This is a genomic window from Pantoea sp. PGP6 (assembly GCF_053474785.1).
In genome coordinates this window covers 4,193,105-4,211,382 of the sequence record NZ_JBQBMA010000001.1, presented here as the reverse complement: position 1 = coordinate 4,211,382, position 18,278 = coordinate 4,193,105, and the positions used below count along the sequence as shown (strand labels likewise).

At 55.9% G+C, this 18,278-nt stretch carries 16 protein-coding genes, 1 tRNA gene and 1 other RNA gene; 10 read left to right on the top strand and 8 right to left on the bottom strand.

Annotation, left to right across the window (positions count from 1 at the left end; genetic code table 11):
- Positions 1 to 111: 111 nt before the first annotated feature.
- The gene (fdhD, locus tag ACLIBF_RS20295) at positions 112 to 936 is read left to right on the top strand and encodes a formate dehydrogenase accessory sulfurtransferase FdhD (protein WP_407719872.1); all 825 of its coding nucleotides are present in this window, start codon (positions 112 to 114) and stop codon (positions 934 to 936) included.
- Here the strand turns inward: fdhD and ACLIBF_RS20290 are convergent.
- Positions 933 to 1,709, bottom strand: a complete 777-nt coding sequence (locus tag ACLIBF_RS20290; RefSeq protein ID WP_279810142.1) for a DeoR/GlpR family DNA-binding transcription regulator — start codon at positions 1,707 to 1,709, stop codon at positions 933 to 935. The two genes, fdhD and ACLIBF_RS20290, sit on opposite strands and share 4 nt — an antisense overlap.
- 177 nt (positions 1,710 to 1,886) lie before the next feature.
- Here ACLIBF_RS20290 and ACLIBF_RS20285 point away from each other — a divergent pair, with 177 nt between their 5' ends.
- The 3 genes from ACLIBF_RS20285 (at position 1,887) to ACLIBF_RS20275 (ending at position 5,277) form a co-directional block, all read left to right on the top strand.
- Complete coding sequence (locus ACLIBF_RS20285) at positions 1,887 to 3,227, top strand: aspartate aminotransferase family protein (protein WP_031375574.1); 1,341 nt, start codon at positions 1,887 to 1,889, stop codon at positions 3,225 to 3,227.
- Between the two features lie 257 nt (positions 3,228 to 3,484).
- Positions 3,485 to 4,102 carry a superoxide dismutase [Mn] gene (sodA, locus tag ACLIBF_RS20280; protein ID WP_031375573.1) on the top strand — a complete coding sequence of 206 codons (618 nt, stop codon included), beginning with the start codon at positions 3,485 to 3,487 and terminating at the stop codon, positions 4,100 to 4,102.
- Between the two features lie 212 nt (positions 4,103 to 4,314).
- Positions 4,315 to 5,277 carry a VirK/YbjX family protein gene (locus tag ACLIBF_RS20275; protein WP_046289490.1) on the top strand — a complete coding sequence of 321 codons (963 nt, stop codon included), beginning with the start codon at positions 4,315 to 4,317 and terminating at the stop codon, positions 5,275 to 5,277.
- Between the two features lie 8 nt (positions 5,278 to 5,285).
- Here the strand turns inward: ACLIBF_RS20275 and ACLIBF_RS20270 are convergent, their stop codons facing one another.
- The 6 genes from ACLIBF_RS20270 to ACLIBF_RS20245 all read right to left on the bottom strand — a co-directional run bounded on the left by ACLIBF_RS20270 (position 5,286) and on the right by ACLIBF_RS20245 (position 12,547).
- Positions 5,286 to 5,648, bottom strand: coding sequence for a YibL family ribosome-associated protein (locus ACLIBF_RS20270; RefSeq protein WP_031375572.1), 363 nt, complete (start codon positions 5,646 to 5,648; stop codon positions 5,286 to 5,288).
- Positions 5,649 to 5,752: 104 nt separating this feature from the next.
- Positions 5,753 to 6,298 (bottom strand): mannitol operon repressor MtlR, encoded by a 546-nt coding sequence (gene mtlR / locus ACLIBF_RS20265; protein ID WP_176035878.1) that lies wholly within the window; start codon positions 6,296 to 6,298, stop codon positions 5,753 to 5,755.
- A 64-nt stretch (positions 6,299 to 6,362) separates the two neighbouring features.
- Positions 6,363 to 7,511, bottom strand: a complete 1,149-nt coding sequence (mtlD, locus tag ACLIBF_RS20260) for a mannitol-1-phosphate 5-dehydrogenase (RefSeq protein ID WP_031375570.1) — start codon at positions 7,509 to 7,511, stop codon at positions 6,363 to 6,365.
- Positions 7,512 to 7,606: 95 nt separating this feature from the next.
- The gene (locus ACLIBF_RS20255) at positions 7,607 to 9,541 is read right to left on the bottom strand and encodes a PTS mannitol transporter subunit IICBA (protein WP_031375569.1); all 1,935 of its coding nucleotides are present in this window, start codon (positions 9,539 to 9,541) and stop codon (positions 7,607 to 7,609) included.
- Positions 9,542 to 9,983: 442 nt separating this feature from the next.
- Positions 9,984 to 10,700, bottom strand: coding sequence for a DUF3053 domain-containing protein (locus ACLIBF_RS20250; protein WP_279810143.1), 717 nt, complete (start codon positions 10,698 to 10,700; stop codon positions 9,984 to 9,986).
- A gap of 248 nt (positions 10,701 to 10,948) precedes the next feature.
- Entirely contained in the window at positions 10,949 to 12,547 is a 1,599-nt protein-coding gene (locus ACLIBF_RS20245; protein ID WP_448310352.1) for a gamma-glutamyltransferase family protein, read from the bottom strand.
- A 728-nt stretch (positions 12,548 to 13,275) separates the two neighbouring features.
- Here ACLIBF_RS20245 and ACLIBF_RS20240 point away from each other — a divergent pair.
- Positions 13,276 to 13,569, top strand: coding sequence for an HTH-type transcriptional regulator (locus tag ACLIBF_RS20240; RefSeq protein ID WP_031375566.1), 294 nt, complete (start codon positions 13,276 to 13,278; stop codon positions 13,567 to 13,569).
- 42 nt (positions 13,570 to 13,611) lie between these two features.
- On the opposite strand, the gene ACLIBF_RS20235 is transcribed toward ACLIBF_RS20240, so the two are convergent.
- Positions 13,612 to 14,205, bottom strand: coding sequence for an HD domain-containing protein (locus ACLIBF_RS20235; RefSeq protein ID WP_031375565.1), 594 nt, complete (start codon positions 14,203 to 14,205; stop codon positions 13,612 to 13,614).
- Positions 14,206 to 14,268: 63 nt separating this feature from the next.
- Here ACLIBF_RS20235 and ACLIBF_RS20230 point away from each other — a divergent pair, with 63 nt between their 5' ends.
- The 5 genes from ACLIBF_RS20230 (at position 14,269) to ACLIBF_RS20210 (ending at position 17,641) form a co-directional block, all read left to right on the top strand.
- Positions 14,269 to 14,733 carry a MarR family winged helix-turn-helix transcriptional regulator gene (locus tag ACLIBF_RS20230; RefSeq protein WP_031375564.1) on the top strand — a complete coding sequence of 155 codons (465 nt, stop codon included), beginning with the start codon at positions 14,269 to 14,271 and terminating at the stop codon, positions 14,731 to 14,733.
- A 95-nt stretch (positions 14,734 to 14,828) separates the two neighbouring features.
- Entirely contained in the window at positions 14,829 to 15,257 is a 429-nt protein-coding gene (locus ACLIBF_RS20225) for an organic hydroperoxide resistance protein (protein ID WP_031375563.1), read from the top strand.
- Positions 15,258 to 15,583: 326 nt separating this feature from the next.
- Complete coding sequence (gene eptB / locus ACLIBF_RS20220; protein WP_256150991.1) at positions 15,584 to 17,275, top strand: kdo(2)-lipid A phosphoethanolamine 7''-transferase; 1,692 nt, start codon at positions 15,584 to 15,586, stop codon at positions 17,273 to 17,275.
- Positions 17,276 to 17,401: 126 nt separating this feature from the next.
- Positions 17,402 to 17,478 (top strand) — tRNA-Pro (locus tag ACLIBF_RS20215).
- 34 nt (positions 17,479 to 17,512) lie between these two features.
- Positions 17,513 to 17,641, top strand: a non-coding RNA gene (locus ACLIBF_RS20210) — RtT sRNA.
- Positions 17,642 to 18,278 lie beyond the last annotated feature (637 nt).

The following is an 18,278-nucleotide window of genomic DNA, read 5'->3' as shown; positions in this document are numbered from 1 at the left end:
TTTATTTGCGCTGTCCCATGCCAGAGGGCAAAATTAGCTGCTGCCGGGCTGTTTTTGAACGACAGCGCGGTCAGTCCTCTTTCATTATTTGTTAACAACAGGTCGTACTCTTTGAACGTTATTCCGCACGCTTCCGACGAAGATTTAACAATTCAGCCCGGCATCAGCGAGGCCCAGGTGTGGCAGCGCGCAGATCTTGCGGTGGCGCAGCCTGACTGGCTGGCGGAAGAGGTCCCGGTGGCGCTGGTCTATAACGGCATTTCTCACGTGGTGATGATGACGACGCCAAAAGACCTGGAGGCGTTTGCGCTGGGTTTCTCGCTGTCGGAGGGGATTATCGACGCGCCGGAAGATATTTTCGGGATGGATGTGGTGCCGGGTTGTAACGGTATTGAAGTGCAGATTGAACTCTCCAGCCGCCGCTTTATGGCGCTGAAAGCGCAGCGTCGTGCGATGGCCGGTCGCACCGGCTGCGGCGTCTGTGGCGTTGAACAGTTGGATCAGATCGGCAAACCGCTGTCGCCCTTACCGTTTACCCAGACCTTTGCTCTCGCACAGCTGGATCGGGCGTTGAGCCAGCTGAAAGATTACCAGCCGGTCGGGCAGAAAACCGGTTGTACCCACGCCGCTGCATGGATCCAGCCGGATGGCCAGCTGGCGGGCGGCTGTGAAGATGTCGGCCGTCATGTGGCGCTGGATAAGCTGCTGGGCTACCGCAGCCAGGCAGACTGGGGCGATGGCGCGGTACTGGTATCCAGTCGCGCCAGCTATGAAATGGTGCAGAAATCGGCGATGTGCGGCGTCGAGATTCTGTTTGCGGTTTCGGCGGCGACGCGGCTGGCGGTTGAGGTTGCTGAGCGATGCAACCTGACGCTGGTCGGCTTCAGCAAGCCGGGACGCGCGACCGTTTACAGCCATCCGCAGCGCCTGATTTAAACCACTATCACCTGCGGCAGCGCCTGCTGTAAGGCGGCCAGCGCAGAAGAAATCTCACCGCCGCCATCGGTAATCAGCGTGGTAATCGCCTGCGGCGCAGCGTACACCGTGCGGCTGACCACGCCCAGCTTGCTGTGGTCAGCCAGTAAAACGGTGGTGGCGGACTGCTGCACCATCGCCCGGGCAATCGCCGCTTCGTGCGGATGAAAACTGGTGGCACCGCGACTGGCGTCAATGCCGACCGGCGACAGCAGCGCAACATCGGCGCGATAACGGACGATCTCTCCGACGGTAATTTCGCCGCGCGTCTGCTGCGCGCCGGCTGACAGTGTTCCGCCCAGTAAAATAATCTCGTTACCCAGCACGTCATGCTCCTCGCCGGCGCTGAGTGCCAGCGCAGCCTGCAGACTGTTGGTGAGGATGGTCAGACCGGAGAGTGCGCGCAGCTCCCCGGCTAACAGGGTGGTGGTGCTGCCTGCATCAATAAACAGCGTCTGTCCCGGCTGCAATAACTGCGCGGCTGCCCGGGCGATGGCGCGTTTTTCTCTGGCCTGTGCGGCACGGCGTACCGTCAGCGGCGGCTCCGGCGGCGTCTCAATGGCTACCAGACCACCGTGGACGCGGCGTGCCTGCCCCAGTGCTTCCAGCTCAATAATGTCGCGGCGCGCGGTTTCGCGTGACACCCCCAGTTCCCTGATGATGCGATCGGTGCTGACCTGATTTAAGGTGGTCAGCAGGGCACGAATGCGCTGAAGACGCGTTTCCTGCAGCATGGTCGGTTCCTTATAGGCGCAGTGCGAAAGTCGGCTGAATCAGTGACTAAGCTTACCTGAGCGCCCGGATGCCGTCATGTGTATTTGGTTGTATTTGTGTATTTGGTTGCATTTTTAGCGCAGGCAGGCATGATGGGCTATCAGCCTCAACCACTTCACCTCGCAACGGGAGTTATCATGGCCACGCGTTCCACTATTATGGATACCAACAGTTTTCGGGCCGAACATGCGGATGCGCTGGATAGCGACACCCGTAAAATGACCGAAAAACGCAGCAAAGTGCTCGGCGAATCCTATCGCCTGTTCTATCGCAAGCCGGTGCATCTGGTGCGTGGTGAGGGGCAATATCTGTGGGACGCGGCCGGCGACAAGTATCTTGACGTCTATAACAACGTGGCGAGCATCGGCCATTGCCATCCGGCGGTGATTGAGGCGGTGACGCAGCAGATGAAAATGCTGAACACCCACACCCGTTATCTGCATGAAAATATCCTCGATTACAGCGAAGCGTTGCTGGCCACCACGCCCGCGGCGATCGATCGCGCCATGTACATGTGTACCGGCTCTGAGGCTAACGATCTGGCGATTCGCGTGGCGCGCGCCTTTAGCGGCGGCAGCGGCATTATCGTCAGTAAAGAGGCGTATCACGGCACCAGTGAGCTGACCTCCGGCGCTTCACCGGCGCTCGGCAGTGGACAGCCGCTGGCGGCGACCACCCGGCTGGTGATGCCGCCTGATGCGTATCGGGTTGATGCGCCCGATCTGGGCGAATGGTTTGCCGATCAGATTCAGCAGCAGATTGATGATATGGCTGCGCACGGCATTAAATTTGCCGGTTTTCTGGCGGATTCCATTTTCTCCTCCGACGGGGTGCTGCCGGATCCGCGCGGCTTCCTGAAACGCGCCGTGGACGTGGTGCATGCCAATGGCGGCATTTTCATCGCCGATGAAGTGCAGCCTGGCTTTGGCCGCACCGGCGATGCCTTCTGGGGCTTTGGTCGTCACGATGTAGTGCCGGATATCATCACCACCGGTAAACCGATGGGCAATGGCATTCCGGTATCGGGCCTGCTGGCCAAAAGTGAGGTGCTGGCAGCCTTCAGCGACTCGATTCCTTACTTCAATACTTTTGGCGGTAATCCGGTGGCAATGGCGGCGGCGCAGGCGGTGCTGAACGTGATCACCGAAGAGGGCTTGCAGGAGCATAGCCGCGTAGTCGGGGCGAAACTGCTGGCCGAACTGCGCAGCCTGATGGATCGCTACGACTGCATCGGTGATGTGCGCGGTGCCGGGCTGTTTATTGGCTTTGAGCTGGTCACCGATCGTGACAGCAAAACGCCTGACAAAGCGCTGGCGCTGGACCTGATTGAGAAACTGCGTGAGCATCGGGTGCTGACATCGGTCGCCGGCCCGTATGGGAATGTGCTGAAACTGCGTCCGCCATTGGCGTTCCAGCAGGGCGACATCGACTGGCTGGTCGGCGCGCTCGACAGCGCGCTGCGCGAACTGGGTCGCTGAGTCCAGGCCAGCAGAGCGGCACTGAGGCTGCCGCCACGTCGCGCAGAAGCAGGGCCAAAGCCGTCTGAAAAGCGTCACATCAGGCGGCAGTCTGTAAAAACAACGGGTTGCTTTTGCCGGATTGCTCAAATCCTTATGGTTAATAGGGCATTGATTACCCTTTTACGCTACATGAATTTAACTATAATGATTCGACTGCTTACGCGGCACGTCCCGAATTCGTCGTGCTGCTCAAATACTAAATGGAGAGGAAGAACATGAGTTATTCACTGCCATCCCTGCCTTACGCATACGACGCACTGGAACCGCATTTCGACAAGCAGACGATGGAAATCCATCACACTAAACATCACCAGACCTATGTCAACAACGCGAACGCGGCGCTGGAAGGCACTGAATTTGCCAATCTGCCGGTCGACGAGCTGATCACCAAACTGGATCAGCTGCCAGCAGATAAAAAAGGCCCACTGCGCAACAACGCTGGCGGTCACGCTAACCACAGCCTGTTCTGGAAAGGCCTGAAAATTGGTACCACCCTGCAGGGCGACCTGAAAGCCGCTATCGAAAAAGATTTCGGCAGCGTGGAAAAATTCCAGGAAGAGTTTGAGAAAGCCGCAGCGACCCGTTTCGGTTCTGGCTGGGCGTGGCTGGTTAAAAAAGGCGACAAACTGGCGGTCGTTTCTACGGCTAACCAGGATAACCCGCTGATGGGCGAAGCGATCGCCGGCGTTTCTGGCTACCCAATCCTCGGTCTGGATGTATGGGAACACGCTTACTACCTGAAGTATCAGAACAAGCGTCCTGATTACATCAAAGCGTTCTGGAACGTGGTTAACTGGGACGAAGCGGCAGCGCGCTTTGCTGCTGCTCAGTAAGTCATCTTTGCGTTAACGTGATGATAATAAACCGGTGGACAGGCTCCGCCGGTTTTTTTTCGCCTTAATTCCGGCCAGGCTTAATTAAACCAAAAATAAACAAACCACAGGTTTAAAGCAGGGCGCTTTTTAACCTTATGCCACATTAACCTGCCGTTGATAATGGTTGTTTTATCCTCAGCGACATTCCTGCTAACTGTGTGTCGCTAACTATGTCAATTATAACTACTCACCAGACCCGCACTGATTCATCTGCTTCGCTGTTTTTTCAGTTAATAAGCGGAAAATATATCCCAAATAAGCTCTGGCTGAGCAAGCGTTTTCGGCTGAAATTTGTGTTAAGGAGCTTAATATCGCCACTGACAACGTTGCGTTATTTACATCAGCTGTCGCATTTACCGCAAATCGGGCTGCTGATGAGTACCCAGGGGCTGCTGCCCGCCAAGCTGCACCGGCCTTATCTGCGGGCCGGCATCAGCATTGCGGCGCGTGCACAGGCGATTCTGGATCACTATACCCTGATGAATAATCTGCCGAATCCGGCGTTACGCCAACTGCTGCAAAGCGCCGGTGATAATTTACTGGCGTCGCTGAACGGTAAAAATGACGAGACGTTTTTACTCTCCTGCAGTTCGGGTTATTTCGACCGCGAAGGCGAAGTGACGCTGGTGCTGCGTTATAACAGCGAAATTATTGCCTCGCTCTCCTTCTCGATTATTAACGAGAATAAAAAGCGCACCTTATTAATTGGCGGACTGCAGGGGCCGCGTAAACATATCAGCAATGACGTTATTCGCGAGGCGACCAAAGCGGCACACGGTCTATTTCCGAAACGTCTGTTAATGGAAGTGGTGTTTATTGTGGCACGGCAGTGTGGGGTGGAAAATATCCTGGCGGTCGGCGATGAAACCCATGTTTTCCGTAGCCTGCGCTATCGTCACAGTAAAGGGGATAAATTCTTTGCCAGCTACAGCGAATTCTGGCTGTCGCTGAACGGAGAGGCACGCCGGGATGGGATGTTTACGCTGCCGTTAAGCCTGCCACGTAAAACCCTGGAAGAGATTGCCAGCAAGAAGCGTGCAGAGTATCGCCGTCGTTACCAACTGCTGGATGCGCTGGCGGAGCAGGTTGATGCTGCCGCCGGCGAGCACAGGATCGATCAGGCTGCCGCCTGATCGCCCGATCAGAAGGCCGTTTTAGCGAAGCCGGTCATCGCTTGCAGACCCATTTCACGTCCCAGCGCGGTCATTGGATGCACCACAACCAGGCCGCGCACGCTTTTTTTCAGCGCGCCCAGGTTCGCCTGCTCTTTCTTAGTGATTTCGCGGCTGAAGCCCATCTTTTGCAGCTTCTGCGCTTCGGCACTCAGCTTCTCGACGCGCTGATTACGCAGGCGCTCAATCTCAGTGACCAGCGTCTCTTTTTCTTTCAGCAGTGCGCCCAGTTTCTCAACATCACCCGATTCAAGTAACTGTGGCTCTTTGCGGTTAAGGGCGTCCAGCTGATCGCTGAGACGTTTGATTTCGTTCTTTTCTTGCTCTTTCATGACAACAACTCGTTGAGGAAAACAGGCAAAGGATACACCAAATCGGGCGCATATTCCCGGTGAGGTTACAGCGATATCAGGTGCCGCTCTGGCACCTGATAGATTTAATTGGCGGACTTTTTGAAAGCCTGCTTCAGGCTGATGCGAGAGATCAGCTCGGTGAGCGACAGCACCATGGTGGAACGCACCATCTGCAGATAGCGCTGCTGTTGCATGCTGCGCAGCTCCGCATCCTCCGTGTGAAACACCGGCGCAGGTGGCCAAGCGGTCACGCAGTGTAACTCGCCAAACGGCCCGAGAATCTCATCATCGGTAAAGCGGTAATCGCCGGTGTCGTTATTCAGTTCCTCGCGCAGCGCCAGCAGCAGCTCACAATCTTCATATTCGTGCCGGCTGATGACGCCAAGTCCGTAAATCAGCTTGAGGCGCACCGACAGTTCACCCAGCGGACCATTGCCCAGCAGCAGCGGTTCAACGGCATATTTGACGGCGTAATCGTCTTTGCGGAACACCTGCAACACCAGCAAATTGACCGCTTCAGCCAATAGCTCAACGGCGGCGATCAGAAAGCTTCTCACCGAGCGACCGGCGTTCAGGCGCTCAAGCACCCGGTTTTCAAAAGCTTGCTTCTGTTCCATTATTGCCTGCATAGGTTCAATACCGCCGTTGGGCGCAGGCGAACTGCGCCCGGCTTGCGTCACTAACACGCGCGCATTATGCCATAGCGTGCCAGGCGCTCACCACAGAAGCCACCACTTCGCTGTTGGCGTCCAGTCCGGAAATCTCAGCCAGCGTGGCCTGTGGGCCTTTCTCTGCCAGCAGCGCAGCCAGCTCCTGAGCCTGTGGGTCCTGATCGCTGCGATAGTGCATCGCGGCCGCAATACCCTGTACCAGACAATCGTGCGGCAAGCCATACTCCAGCGTACCCAGCGTCGGCTTGATCAGGCGATCGCCCGCGCTCAGTTTACGTAACGGCTGGCGGCCGACCCGCTCAACATCATCTTTCAGGTAAGGATTTTCAAACCGGCCGAGGATTTTCTGGATATAAGCCGCGTGCTTATCGGCGTCAAAATCGTAACGCTTAATCAGCACTGCGCCACTCTCTTCCATCGCGCCTTTAACAATCGCCCGTACTTTTTCATCAAGGATCGCGTCGCGGATGGTCTGGTGACCCGCCAGCTGGCCAAGATAAGCGGTGATGGCATGACCGGTATTCAGAGTGAACAGTTTACGCTCGACGAAGGCCATCAGATTATCGGTCAGCTCCATGCCTGGAATGGCCGGCAGATCGCCTTTGAACTGGGTTTTATCGACAATCCATTCGCTGAAGGTTTCGACCGTCACTTCCAGCGGATCGGTGCTGCCTGCCTCGGAAGGGGGGACGATGCGATCGACCGCAGAATCAACAAAACCGACATGCTGTTCCAGCCAGGCGTGATACTGCTGCGGCAGTGCTTTCAGCACATGCTGTTTCAGCTGGCTGGTGCCGCGCACCATGTTTTCACAGGCGATGATGTTTAACGGACGGAGATTACCGTTGTCGCTGCGTCTGGCCAGACCGTTGGCAACGCTGGTGGCGATGCGTTCCAGAATCTGCGGGCCAACCGCCGTGGTCACCAGATCAACCTCTGACACCAGCGTGATGATCTCATCGCTGGTGCTGTTTACTGCGCTAACGCCTTTTACTCTTTCCACTTTGGCCTGTTCGCCAACCACATGAACGGGATACTCATGACGCGCGTTGAGTGCATCCAGCACCACCTGATTCACATCAGCAAAAACCAGTTCGATACCTGCATCCGCCAGTAATTTACCGATGAAGCCGCGACCAATGTTTCCTGCTCCGAAATGTAACGCTTTCATAATTTTTGACCCATATCAAATGACGAAGGGGCGGGCACGCCCGCCCCAGGAATCGGGACGGGCCTGACCGCCCCAGGGAAAATAATCCGTTTAAATTACGCGGTGGCCGGTTTGCCTGACAGCAGATCCAGCACGTCCTGCACCCGGGTGGTATTGGCCAGCTTTTCAATCACGCTGTCATCATCCAGCGCATTGGTCAGGCTGGTGATCACCTGGATGTGCTCGTTATTGCGGGCTGCAATACCGATAACCAGCCGCGCCACATCTTCCGCATCATCACCGAACTGCACGCCTGCCGGATACTGGCAGAACACCACGCCGGTTTTCAGCACCCGGTCTTTGGCTTCAACCGTTCCGTGCGGCACGGCAATCGACTCACCGAGGTAGGTTGGCGTCAGTTTTTCACGTGCCAGCATCGCGTCAATATACTCTGGCTCAACGTAGCCGCCTTTCACCAGCTGTTCACCGGCAAAACGAATCGCCTGCTCTTTGTTGCTGGCGCTCAGGCCGAGGAACACGTTGTCCGCACCCAGTCTGAACAGGTGCGCGTTGCCTTCGTCGTAGCTGTCTGACAGCGCAGTCTGCACCGTTTCACGGTGGACTTCGCTGCGGTTAGCCGCCACCAGACGGTCGGTCAGGGTGCTGTAGAGCGCGCTATCGAGGAAGTTGTTCAGCGAGATATGCTGAGCATGGGGCGCCTGGCGAATCGCGCGTTCGGTCAGGTCACGGTGGGTAATCACCAGATCGACATCACCCGGCAGAGCGTTAATCGCCGTGTTGGTTACCGACACGTTGCTTAAGCCGGCATCCTGCACTTTCTTACGCAGCACGCCTGCGCCCATGGCGCTGGAACCCATACCGGCATCACAGGCCACAATGATTTTACGCACGTGATGCAGCTCAACGCTCATTGCATCGCTGGCAACCGGTGCGCCCGCCGTGGTCTGGCCTTTAGACTGCGCCTTCATATCCTGCATGCGTTTTGTTGCGGCTTCGATATCGTCATCTTCTTTCACTTTGCTGGTTTTCAGCAGGATGGCAGAGACCACGAAGGAGACCGCGAACGCCGCGATGATCGCCGCGATATTAGCGAAGTAAGCGCCTTTTGGCGTCATCGCCAGCACGGCGAGGATAGAACCTGGCGAAGCAGGGGAGACCAGGCCGCCATTCAGCAGCGTCAGGGTGAAGACGCCGGTCATCCCGCCGAGGATCACCGCCAGCAGCAGACGCGGCGCCATCAGCACATACGGGAAGTAGATTTCATGGATGCCGCCGAGGAAGTGGATAATAGCCGCACCGCCCGCAGACTGTTTGGCACTGCCACGACCAAAGAACATGTACGCCATCAACACGCCCATACCGGGACCTGGGTTGGCTTCAATCAGGAAGAAAATCGACTTGCCCGCTTCGCTCGCCTGCTGGATACCGAGCGGCGAGAAGATGCCGTGGTTAATGGCGTTGTTCAGAAACAGGATTTTCGCCGGTTCGACGAAGATGGAGGTTAATGGCAGCAGGTTGTTCTGCACCATCAGGTTCACGCCCGCCGCGAGGATGTGCGACAACCCTTCAACCAGCGGACCGATAGCCAGGAACGCCAGCAGCGCCAGCAGCATACCGATAATGCCGGCAGAGAAGTTGTTAACCAGCATCTCGAAGCCGCTTTTGATTTTGCCGTCGACGACCCGGTCAAACGACTTGATCGCCCAGCCGCCCAACGGACCAGCAATCATTGAGCCGAGGAACATCGGCATATCGGCACCAACAATCACCCCCATGGTGGTGATTGCACCGACCACGCCACCGCGATCGCCGCCGACCAGACGTCCACCGGTAAAGCCGATCAACAGCGGCAGCAGATAGGTGATCATCGGGCCAACCAGTTTGGCTAACGTTTCGTTAGGGATCCAGCCAGTTGGAATAAACAGTGCAGTGATGATACCCCAGGCGATAAACGCCCCGATATTTGGCATCACCATATTACTCAGAAAGCGACCAAAGCTCTGTACTTTGACCTTCACTGATGAGGACATAAACCCACCCCTTATTGAGACGCGCTGCAATAGGAGAGCGCGCTTGTTTTTGTTTAGCCACCCCGGCAATCAGCCGGTGGTATTACTGTATGCAGCCGGACTCTACCACGCGAATATGACGCTGCGTAGCGGCCGAAATAAGTGTGATTCAGATCACGTAATGCGGGTGGTAGCGGGGGTGTTTTTAGTGATTATGATCACAAAAATAACTCAGAAGAGTCTTAAGGTGGCGGAATTTTAACCGCAAAACCGGCTTATCTGTGACCATTGTCACATTTTACAGGCGGCAGTTTGTTATGACTCTGTGACTTCGATCACAAACTATTTTTGGTCAAAAATGCGCCCGATCACACTTTAGTCAGGCCAGCAGAAAGCAGGGGGAGAGGGGAGACAAAACGGAATGGGAAAAGGGCAGGCGATCGACGCCTGCCGCTAAATGAGGTTACTGTAAACCACCCTGAACGGCACTTTGTGCCTGGGTCAGCGCCTGGGCATTGGCTGATAAGGTGCTCATCAGCGCGTTATATTGCGAAGCCTGCTCCTGGGTCGGGAACTGCACGCCGCCATCGTTAAAACTGACGCGGGTGCCCTGGGTTTGCAGGAAATCACCGGTCTGTACCGCGGCCTGGCTCAGGGCCTGCAGCTGTGGCAACAGTGGGATAAGCTGATTTGCCGGCACGGTGACCACTTTGTTGTAGGCGGTATCGTAGACTTTTTTCAGATCATCAGACTGCTTCAGGGCCGCTTTGCTGCTGTCCGCCTGCATTTTGGCGCTTTCGATCTGTTGAGTGACAATCACCAGCGCGCTGTTTGCCTGGCGCAGCGAGTCGCGACGATTAAGGTAATCCTGCGGCACGCGAATGGCAGAAAGCTCATCGACCACCGGACGCATACCCTGATCGACCGCCTTATTCGCCTGCTGCGAGAAGCCATACAGGATGGCGTAATCACCAGCAAAATTGCCAAAGCTCTGTTTTTGGTTTTCGCTCAGGCTCGGCAGGTGCTCGCCACTGCGCATTACGGTATTCTGCAGAAAATCGATAAACGCTTTGCGCTGCTCGCCTTCTTTATCACCGCATGCGGTGAGTTGCAGCACGATCAGCGCGCCAGCGACTAAAAACGCGCTGCGCGCCCAGTGGCGTGTGAGTCCTAAAGCCATACGTTCAACTCCTGTCGGTGAAACTGGCTGATGTCCAGGTAAGAATGGCCTAAAGAATAGAACAAACCCGCGTCGCGGCACAATGCGAAACCATCAGTGATATGCAGCCGATCGCGGTTGTCTGCTGCCGGGCAGGATGCGCAACACGGTCGATGACGCTGTGCCGGTCATCCCGGCTGCTGTCCGCCGGTCATCCGCAACCGCAGACCACGGGCAGCATAACGCTTGGCAGCCGCGCTCAGACGGCCTTAAAACACCACGGCCTGACCATCTTTACGGCTTTCGGTGGCGGCAATATAGAAGCCCTGCGGATCGCGGACAATCGCCTGTGCGCCGCCAAAATTATAGTTACTCAGCGGATCTTCCAGCACCACCTGGTGGCCCATACGGCGCAGGGTGCTGAGGGTATTGCGGTCGAGAGTCGATTCAAACACCACTTCACGGCCCTGTTCCACTCGCCAGCGCGGCGCATCGATCGCGGCCTGCGGATTTTGCCGATGCAGCATAATCCGCAGCGCCAGTTGCAGGTGCCCCTGCGCCTGCATCGGGCCGCCCATCACACCAAACGACATCAGTGGCTGACCCTGACCATCCAGCGCGAAGGCGGGAATAATGGTATGGAACGGCCGCTTGCCGCCCGCCACCACGTTGGGATGATGCGGATCGAGTGAAAAGCCCGCGCCGCGGTTCTGCAGGCTGATACCGGTATCCGGCACTACCACGCCCGATCCAAAACCCATGTAGTTAGACTGAATAAATGACACCATCATGCCGCTGGCATCGGCGGTGGAGAGATAGACCGTGCCACTTTGCTGCGGAGCACCAAACGCGTAATCACCCGCCTGTGCCGGATCGATTAACCCGGCCCGCTGGCGGATATAGTCAGTGCTCAGCAGCCGGTCCGCCGGGAACTCAAGGTGATCTTCATCACTGACGTAGCGCGTCAGATCGACCAGCGCCAGTTTCATCGCCTCAATTGACAGATGCAGCCACTGCGGTGAGTCGGGCGCATAGCGGCCAATGTCCCACTCTTCGAGGATACCGAGGGCGATTAAGGTGGCGATGCCCTGACCGTTAGGCGGCAGCTCCTGCACCGATCCGCCGGCAAACGGACGTGACAGTAATTTCACCCAGTCAGCGCGATGCTTGCTGAGATCGTCCAGCGTCAGGGCGGCACCGTGCTCGCGGGCAAAGGCCACCATTTTCTGCGCCAGTTCACCGCGATAAAAGCTTTCCCCCTGGCTCGCGGCAATCTGCTGCAAAGTGCTGGCCTGCGCCGGGTTACGGAACAGTTCGCCGATGCGTGGTGGACGACCCTGCGGGGCAAAACAGTTGCTGAAGCCAGGCTGATGCCGCAGCTTGTCGTAGCCGCGCTGCCACAGCTGGCCAATCAGCGGCGAAACCGGAAAACCGTGGCGCGCATAGTCAATCGCCGGCTGGGCTAAGGTGGTGAGCGGCAGCGTGCCGAAGCGTTGGGCCAGCGCCACCCACGCCGAAACGGCACCGGGCACCGTGATCGACTCCCAGCCGATCTCCGGCATCACCTGATGTCCGGCAAAGCGTTGCAGGTTCCAGGCGGCTGGCGCACGCCCTGAGGCGTTCAGGCCGTGCAGTTCCTGGCCATCCCAGACAATGGCGAAGGCGTCGCTGCCGATGCCGTTGCCGGTCGGCTCGACCACGGTCAGCGCGATAGCCGTGGCGATGGCGGCATCCACCGCATTACCGCCCTGTTGCAGCATTCGAATCCCAGCCTGGGCCGCCAGAGGCTGTGAGGTAGCAACCGCATTACGCCCCATCATCGGCACCCGATGGGAGGCATAACTCACATTAAAATCAACTTCACTCATCACTGTTCCTTTTGATTAACTCTTCTGTCATTCGCAGAATCTCTCCGGTGATGTTGTCGCCCGGCGGCGCACCACGACAGCGCAGCGATCTCGCAGAGATCGTTCGCACGCACCTGCATAAGGCACCCGCGTGGTGACGGCTGCGCCAGCCGCGGAAAAGGTTACGGCAGAGTAAAAGAATTGTTAGCCCACGGATGTGAGCCACGCCGCGGCCGCGCGGCATATCGCCCCAGGACTATTCTTAATTTGATTAACACAGTGAATATAAATGTTTAAGAAGTGAGCCATTGGCGTATATTTTGCACTCGTTCAGGTGGAAGTGTATTTCCTCACAGAATCGACAATATGCCGACAGAAAGCATGACGGCATCCACATCACTACCAAACATAATTTGATTTTTTTGCCGCTTGCTGAGGTACAAAAGATAGTAGCCTCAACTATTTAGTGGCGCTGGAACTTTTCCGGCTAAGAAAAGATAAAAAAATAATTATAAATTGCGCGGCAAATCGTCAGGTCTCTATCCATACTTAGCTTCCCGGCATTTGTTGCATTGACCTGACATGTTTACAAGCAGTGCACAGCAGGCTGTGTCCCGTAGTGGTTTCTCTCATAACAAAAACAAACCCTTGCGGGATACAGCCTGACCAGGCCCGGTTTCAGAGTCTGACTTCAGACTCGTACCTCTCTACTTTCACGTGCTTCATAGTGAGTTTTTAAGGAGTTCTCTATGGAATTAAAAGACCCAATGTTTGAATTGCTCAGCAGCCTTGAGCAGATTGTTTTGACACGTGACAACCGTCCCGCTGAGATCTCTATTCAACGCCAACCTGCCGTGCCAGAGCCACAGCGTCTGCGCGAAATGACCGGCATGCAGGTTGATGAATTTGCAAAAGTGATGGGCGTAAGCGTTTCTTCAGTAAAAAGTTGGGAAGCCCGACGTACCCGTCCTTCCGCGACAGCACAGAAATTAATGAAGCTGTTGCATGCCAATCCCTATCTGGGTCGGCAACTGCTGGAATAATGAAGAAAAAATCCAAAGGAACCCGCCATGGCGGGTTTTTTTTTAGCCTGGCTCGCGGTATCTGGCCGCCTGCTTCTCAAACCAGCTGTCCGGCACGTTGTAGGGTGGCTGTCCCAGCTGGGCAATGCCTGATTCGATAATGGTTGAGGCCTGCTGCCATAGCTGCGCATCACCCTGCTTGAGCAGATCAATCTGCACCCGTTTTTCCACCAGATAGATGCGGGCGAAGTGGGGATCGAAGCGCACGATCGCCCGGGTATTGTCGATGATGTCCGCCAGCTTGATGGTTTGCGCCTCCGGACTGGCGCTGGCGGTATGTCGGAAGTGCGCCAGCTTACGCGCTGCCCGGTTCTTTGCGGATGCCGGTGCGCTGTCGGTCAGCATCTCGACCAGACTGGCGACGCGGGCACCAAACAGCGTGTCGATATCGGCCAGCGTGGTCGGCGTATCTTCAACCGTATCATGAAGCCACGCCGCCGCCAGCAGGGCGTCGTCATCGCTGACGCTGCGGACGAGTTCCGCCACCGCCGCCGGGTGAACAATATAGGGTTCATCGGTATATTTGCGACGCTGACCAGCATCGGCATGGGCCTGCGTTGCGTAGCGTCGCGCGTGTTCTTCCAGTGAATTCTGCATGCGTTTTCCCCTGTTCAAAAAGTTTGCTTGCAATTATCTAGCGCGCTATCTATATTTACCACTATGAACAGTGATCAAGATGACAAAAAAGTGAAAACGATGCCACTGTTGGTCGATCAGCAACTCTGCTTTGCACTTTATTCCGCTAATCTGGCGATGAATAAGGTCTATCGTCAGTTGCTGTCCCAACTCGACATTACCTACCCGCAATATCTGGTGATGCTGGTGCTGTGGCAAAAGGACGATCTTACGGTTTCAGAGATTGGCGAGCAGCTTTTCCTGGATTCAGCCACCCTGACGCCGCTGCTGAAGCGCCTGGAAAGTGCCGGACTGATTATGCGTCAGCGCACCCGCCAGGATGAGCGCCAGGTTGCAGTGACTCTGACCGAGGCTGGCCGGGCGTTGCGCAGTAAGGCGGAATCTATTCCGGAAGCGGTCAAATGCGCGACCGCCTGTGACGATGATGCGTTGCTGGCGCTGAAAGTGCAGCTGGACGGTTTACGCGACAATCTGAACCGATCACGATAAATCTTACTGACGGGCGTACCGCGTCCGTTGAACCTCACCGCCTCATTACCGCGTTACAAGTAGTGAGCGATTAAATAGCGTAACGGAGAAATGTCATGTCTTTAGAACAAGTGGTTTACCGTGCAAAAGCCAAAGCAACCGGTGGTCGTGATGGCCGTGCAACCTCCTCTGACGGTGTGCTGGACGTGAAGCTGGGCGTACCAAAAGAGATGGGCGGTGCTGGTGGTGAAGTGACTAACCCTGAGCAACTGTTCGCTGCGGGTTACTCAGCCTGCTTCCTGGGCGCAATGAAATTCGTCGCCGGCCGTGACAAAATCGCGATGCCGAAAGAGGCGTGGATTGAAGGTGAAGTCGGTATCGGTCCGATCCCGAATGGCTTTGGTATCGAAGCTACCCTGAACATTCATCTGCCAGAAATGGATGAAGCCGAAGCGCAGAAGCTGGTTGATGCCGCACATATCGTTTGTCCTTACTCAAACGCGACCCGCAATAATATCGACGTGACGCTGAACATCATTCGCTAAGCGTATCGCGGGCCAGCTATGCTGGCCCGCTCTCTCCTGTCCGCCCGCCACGCCTTATCCCGCACTTCTGCCTTGTTTGCCTCAGTCGGGATCCGACCGGCAATACCGTTTGTACAAAAAATGTGCTAATCGGCTCGACAAAGATTATTTTCTGGTCTATCAGGTGTCGCCATGTTTTACTGGGCCACCTCGCGTTATAGCCTGTAAATCCGTTCAGAATTCTCCTTCATCTGGTCCGGTCCGCTTATTCAGCGAACTCTGCCGCGTTTCGGTAGTCACATTAAAGATTTGGTAAAGCGCATCATTCCGGGGAAACTCCATTTTTCATGAATTATATTAAAACCTTAACGCAGCAAAAGTTGTCGCTACTGCTCGCGCTCTATCTCGGTATATTATTGAATTTACCGATTTTTTATCGCCGTTTTGACGGTTTCCTGACGAAATCGACGGTGACCAACTGGCTGACTGCCGTGACCGAAGTGGTGGCAATTGTGCTGCTGACTTTCTTCCTGATGCGGCTGCTGTCGCTGGGTGGAAAGTGGTTTTATCGCGTGCTCGCCACGCTTATCGTGCTGATTTCTGTTGCTGCCGCCTATTACATGGCATTTTTTAACGTCGTGATTGGCTACGGCATTGTGGCATCGGTGATGACCACCGATACCGATCTCTCCAAAGAGGTGATTGGCTACCATTTCATCCTGTGGATGGTGCTGGTCAGCGCGCTGCCGCTGTTAATGATCTGGCGTAATAAACTGAGTATGACGCTGAATGAACAGCTGCGTACGCCAGGACAACGCCTGAAACCCACTCTGATTATGCTGATCTGTGTGGCGCTGGTCTGGCTGCCAATTCGGTTTTTCGACAAGCTGCAGAAGAATAATGAAGAGATCACCAACATCGATCTGCCGAGCTACGGCGGTGTGGTGGCGCACTCTTATCTACCTTCGAACTGGCTGGCGGCGGTGGGGCTGTTTGCCTGGACCCGCATAGATGAGTCGCTGAATAGCGAGGAACTGCTCGATCCGGCGAAGAAGTTTACCTACGTCGCACCTGCCGGGCTGGACGACACCTATGTGGTGTTCGTGATTGGGGAAACCACCCGCTGGGATCACATGGGCATGCTCGGCTACGATCGTGATACCACGCCGAAGCTCTCGAAAGAGAAAAACCTGGTCGCGTTCCGCGGTGAGTCCTGTGATACCGCTACCAAGCTGTCGCTGCGCTGCATGTTCGTGCGCGAAGGCGGCACCATGGATAACCCTGGCCGTACGCTGAAAGAGCAAAACGTGTTTGCGGTGATGAAAGAGCTGGGCTTTACCTCTGAGCTGTTTGCGATGCAGAGTGAGGTCTGGTTCTACGACAACATCAACGCCAATAACTTTGCTTTCCGTGAGCAGATTGGTTCAGAGAAGCGTAACCAGGGTAAAGCGGTCGATGACATGCTGCTGGTGCCTGAGATGAAGGCGTCGCTGGATCGCTTCCCGAAAGGCAAGCATCTGGTCGTGCTGCACACCAAGGGTTCGCACTATCTCTATTCTCAACGTTATCCGCGCAGTTTCGCGAAGTACCAGCCGGAATGTATGGGGGTGGATGAAACCTGTAGCAAAGCACAGTTGATTAATGCCTATGACAACTCGGTGCTGTATGTCGATAGTATGCTCGACAGCGTGCTGGATCAGCTGCGTGATAAGAAGGCGATTGTCTTCTATGCCGCTGACCACGGTGAGTCAATTAGCGAAAATATGCACCTGCACGGCACCCCACGTGAGATGGCACCGCCAGAGCAGTTCCGCGTTCCGATGATGGTGTGGGCGTCAGATAAGTATCTGGCCGACAGCCAGAACCGCAGCAACTTTGAGCGCTTACAGGCGCAGCAGCGCGTCGGCAAAACCCATCGCCACGTAGAGTTGTTTGATACCATTCTTGGTTGTCTGGGTTACACCTCGCCAGATGGCGGGATTAATCCGGCCAACAACTGGTGTCAGGCTCCGGCGACCAGCCCGGCGAAACCGCTGTAATAACAACGCCGAATCGGTGAATCGGGTGCGGGATGATCAGCAACCGCGCGCTTTCCAGGCGATTGGCGGCAAAAGCGCAAAAAGCGGTTGACGCTGATCGGGGGTCGCAGTAACATGCGCCCCCATCGGCGAGTAGCGCAGCTTGGTAGCGCAACTGGTTTGGGACCAGTGGGTCGGAGGTTCGAATCCTCTCTCGCCGACCATATTTAAGAAACCTGTCTGAAAAGACAGGTTTTTTTTCGTCTGTAGCAAAAGAGGATGAGGACCTCCGAAGGAGGTTTGAGCCGAGCGCAGCGAGACAACGTTGCTTCAGCAACGGCCCGCAGGGCAGGCTCGCAGAGCCAGGTAATCCTCTCTCGCCGACCATATTTAAGAAACCTGTCTGAAAAGACAGGTTTTTTTTCGTCTGTAGCAAAAGAGGATGAGGACCTCCGAAGGAGGTTTGAGCCTGCTGATTGGCCCAGTCAGAGTGAATCTGGCCGCAACGAATAAGCTCAAGGCGCCGGGAACACGGGCAGAAGAGGAAAGCGTCCCGCGCCATGGACGGCGCGGGCCGAGCGGCCAGGGATTGGCTTTAGCGTCTTTCCGATCTGACCGTGTTCCCTGAGCAGTCCCGGTTTCAACGCCAGGCAGGCTTCAGGGAGCATACGCCTTCCGCAAAGACGCAAAAGACGCCATCCCTGGCAGGCTCAGCGGGGGCCATCCCTGGCCCGCTATGCTTTGCTACAGGCGTATGCTCCCTTCGCTTCAGCCTGCTGACAAACCGCAATCAGGGTGAATCTGAGCGTGTTTACTCTGCAGGCATAGGCTTACAGTGAACTGGGCCTTTCTTCTCCTTTACGCTATTCCCGCTTCCCATTGCTGACTGTTCTGTTTGTCGATCTTCCAGAAAGTTCCAATAACAGGCATCCGTAACGCAATCTGATTTTCAGCCGGGATTAATCCGCTTTTCCCATCGGCAGCCCTTGGCACATCTGCGACGCAGGGATAATTCGTGACACGT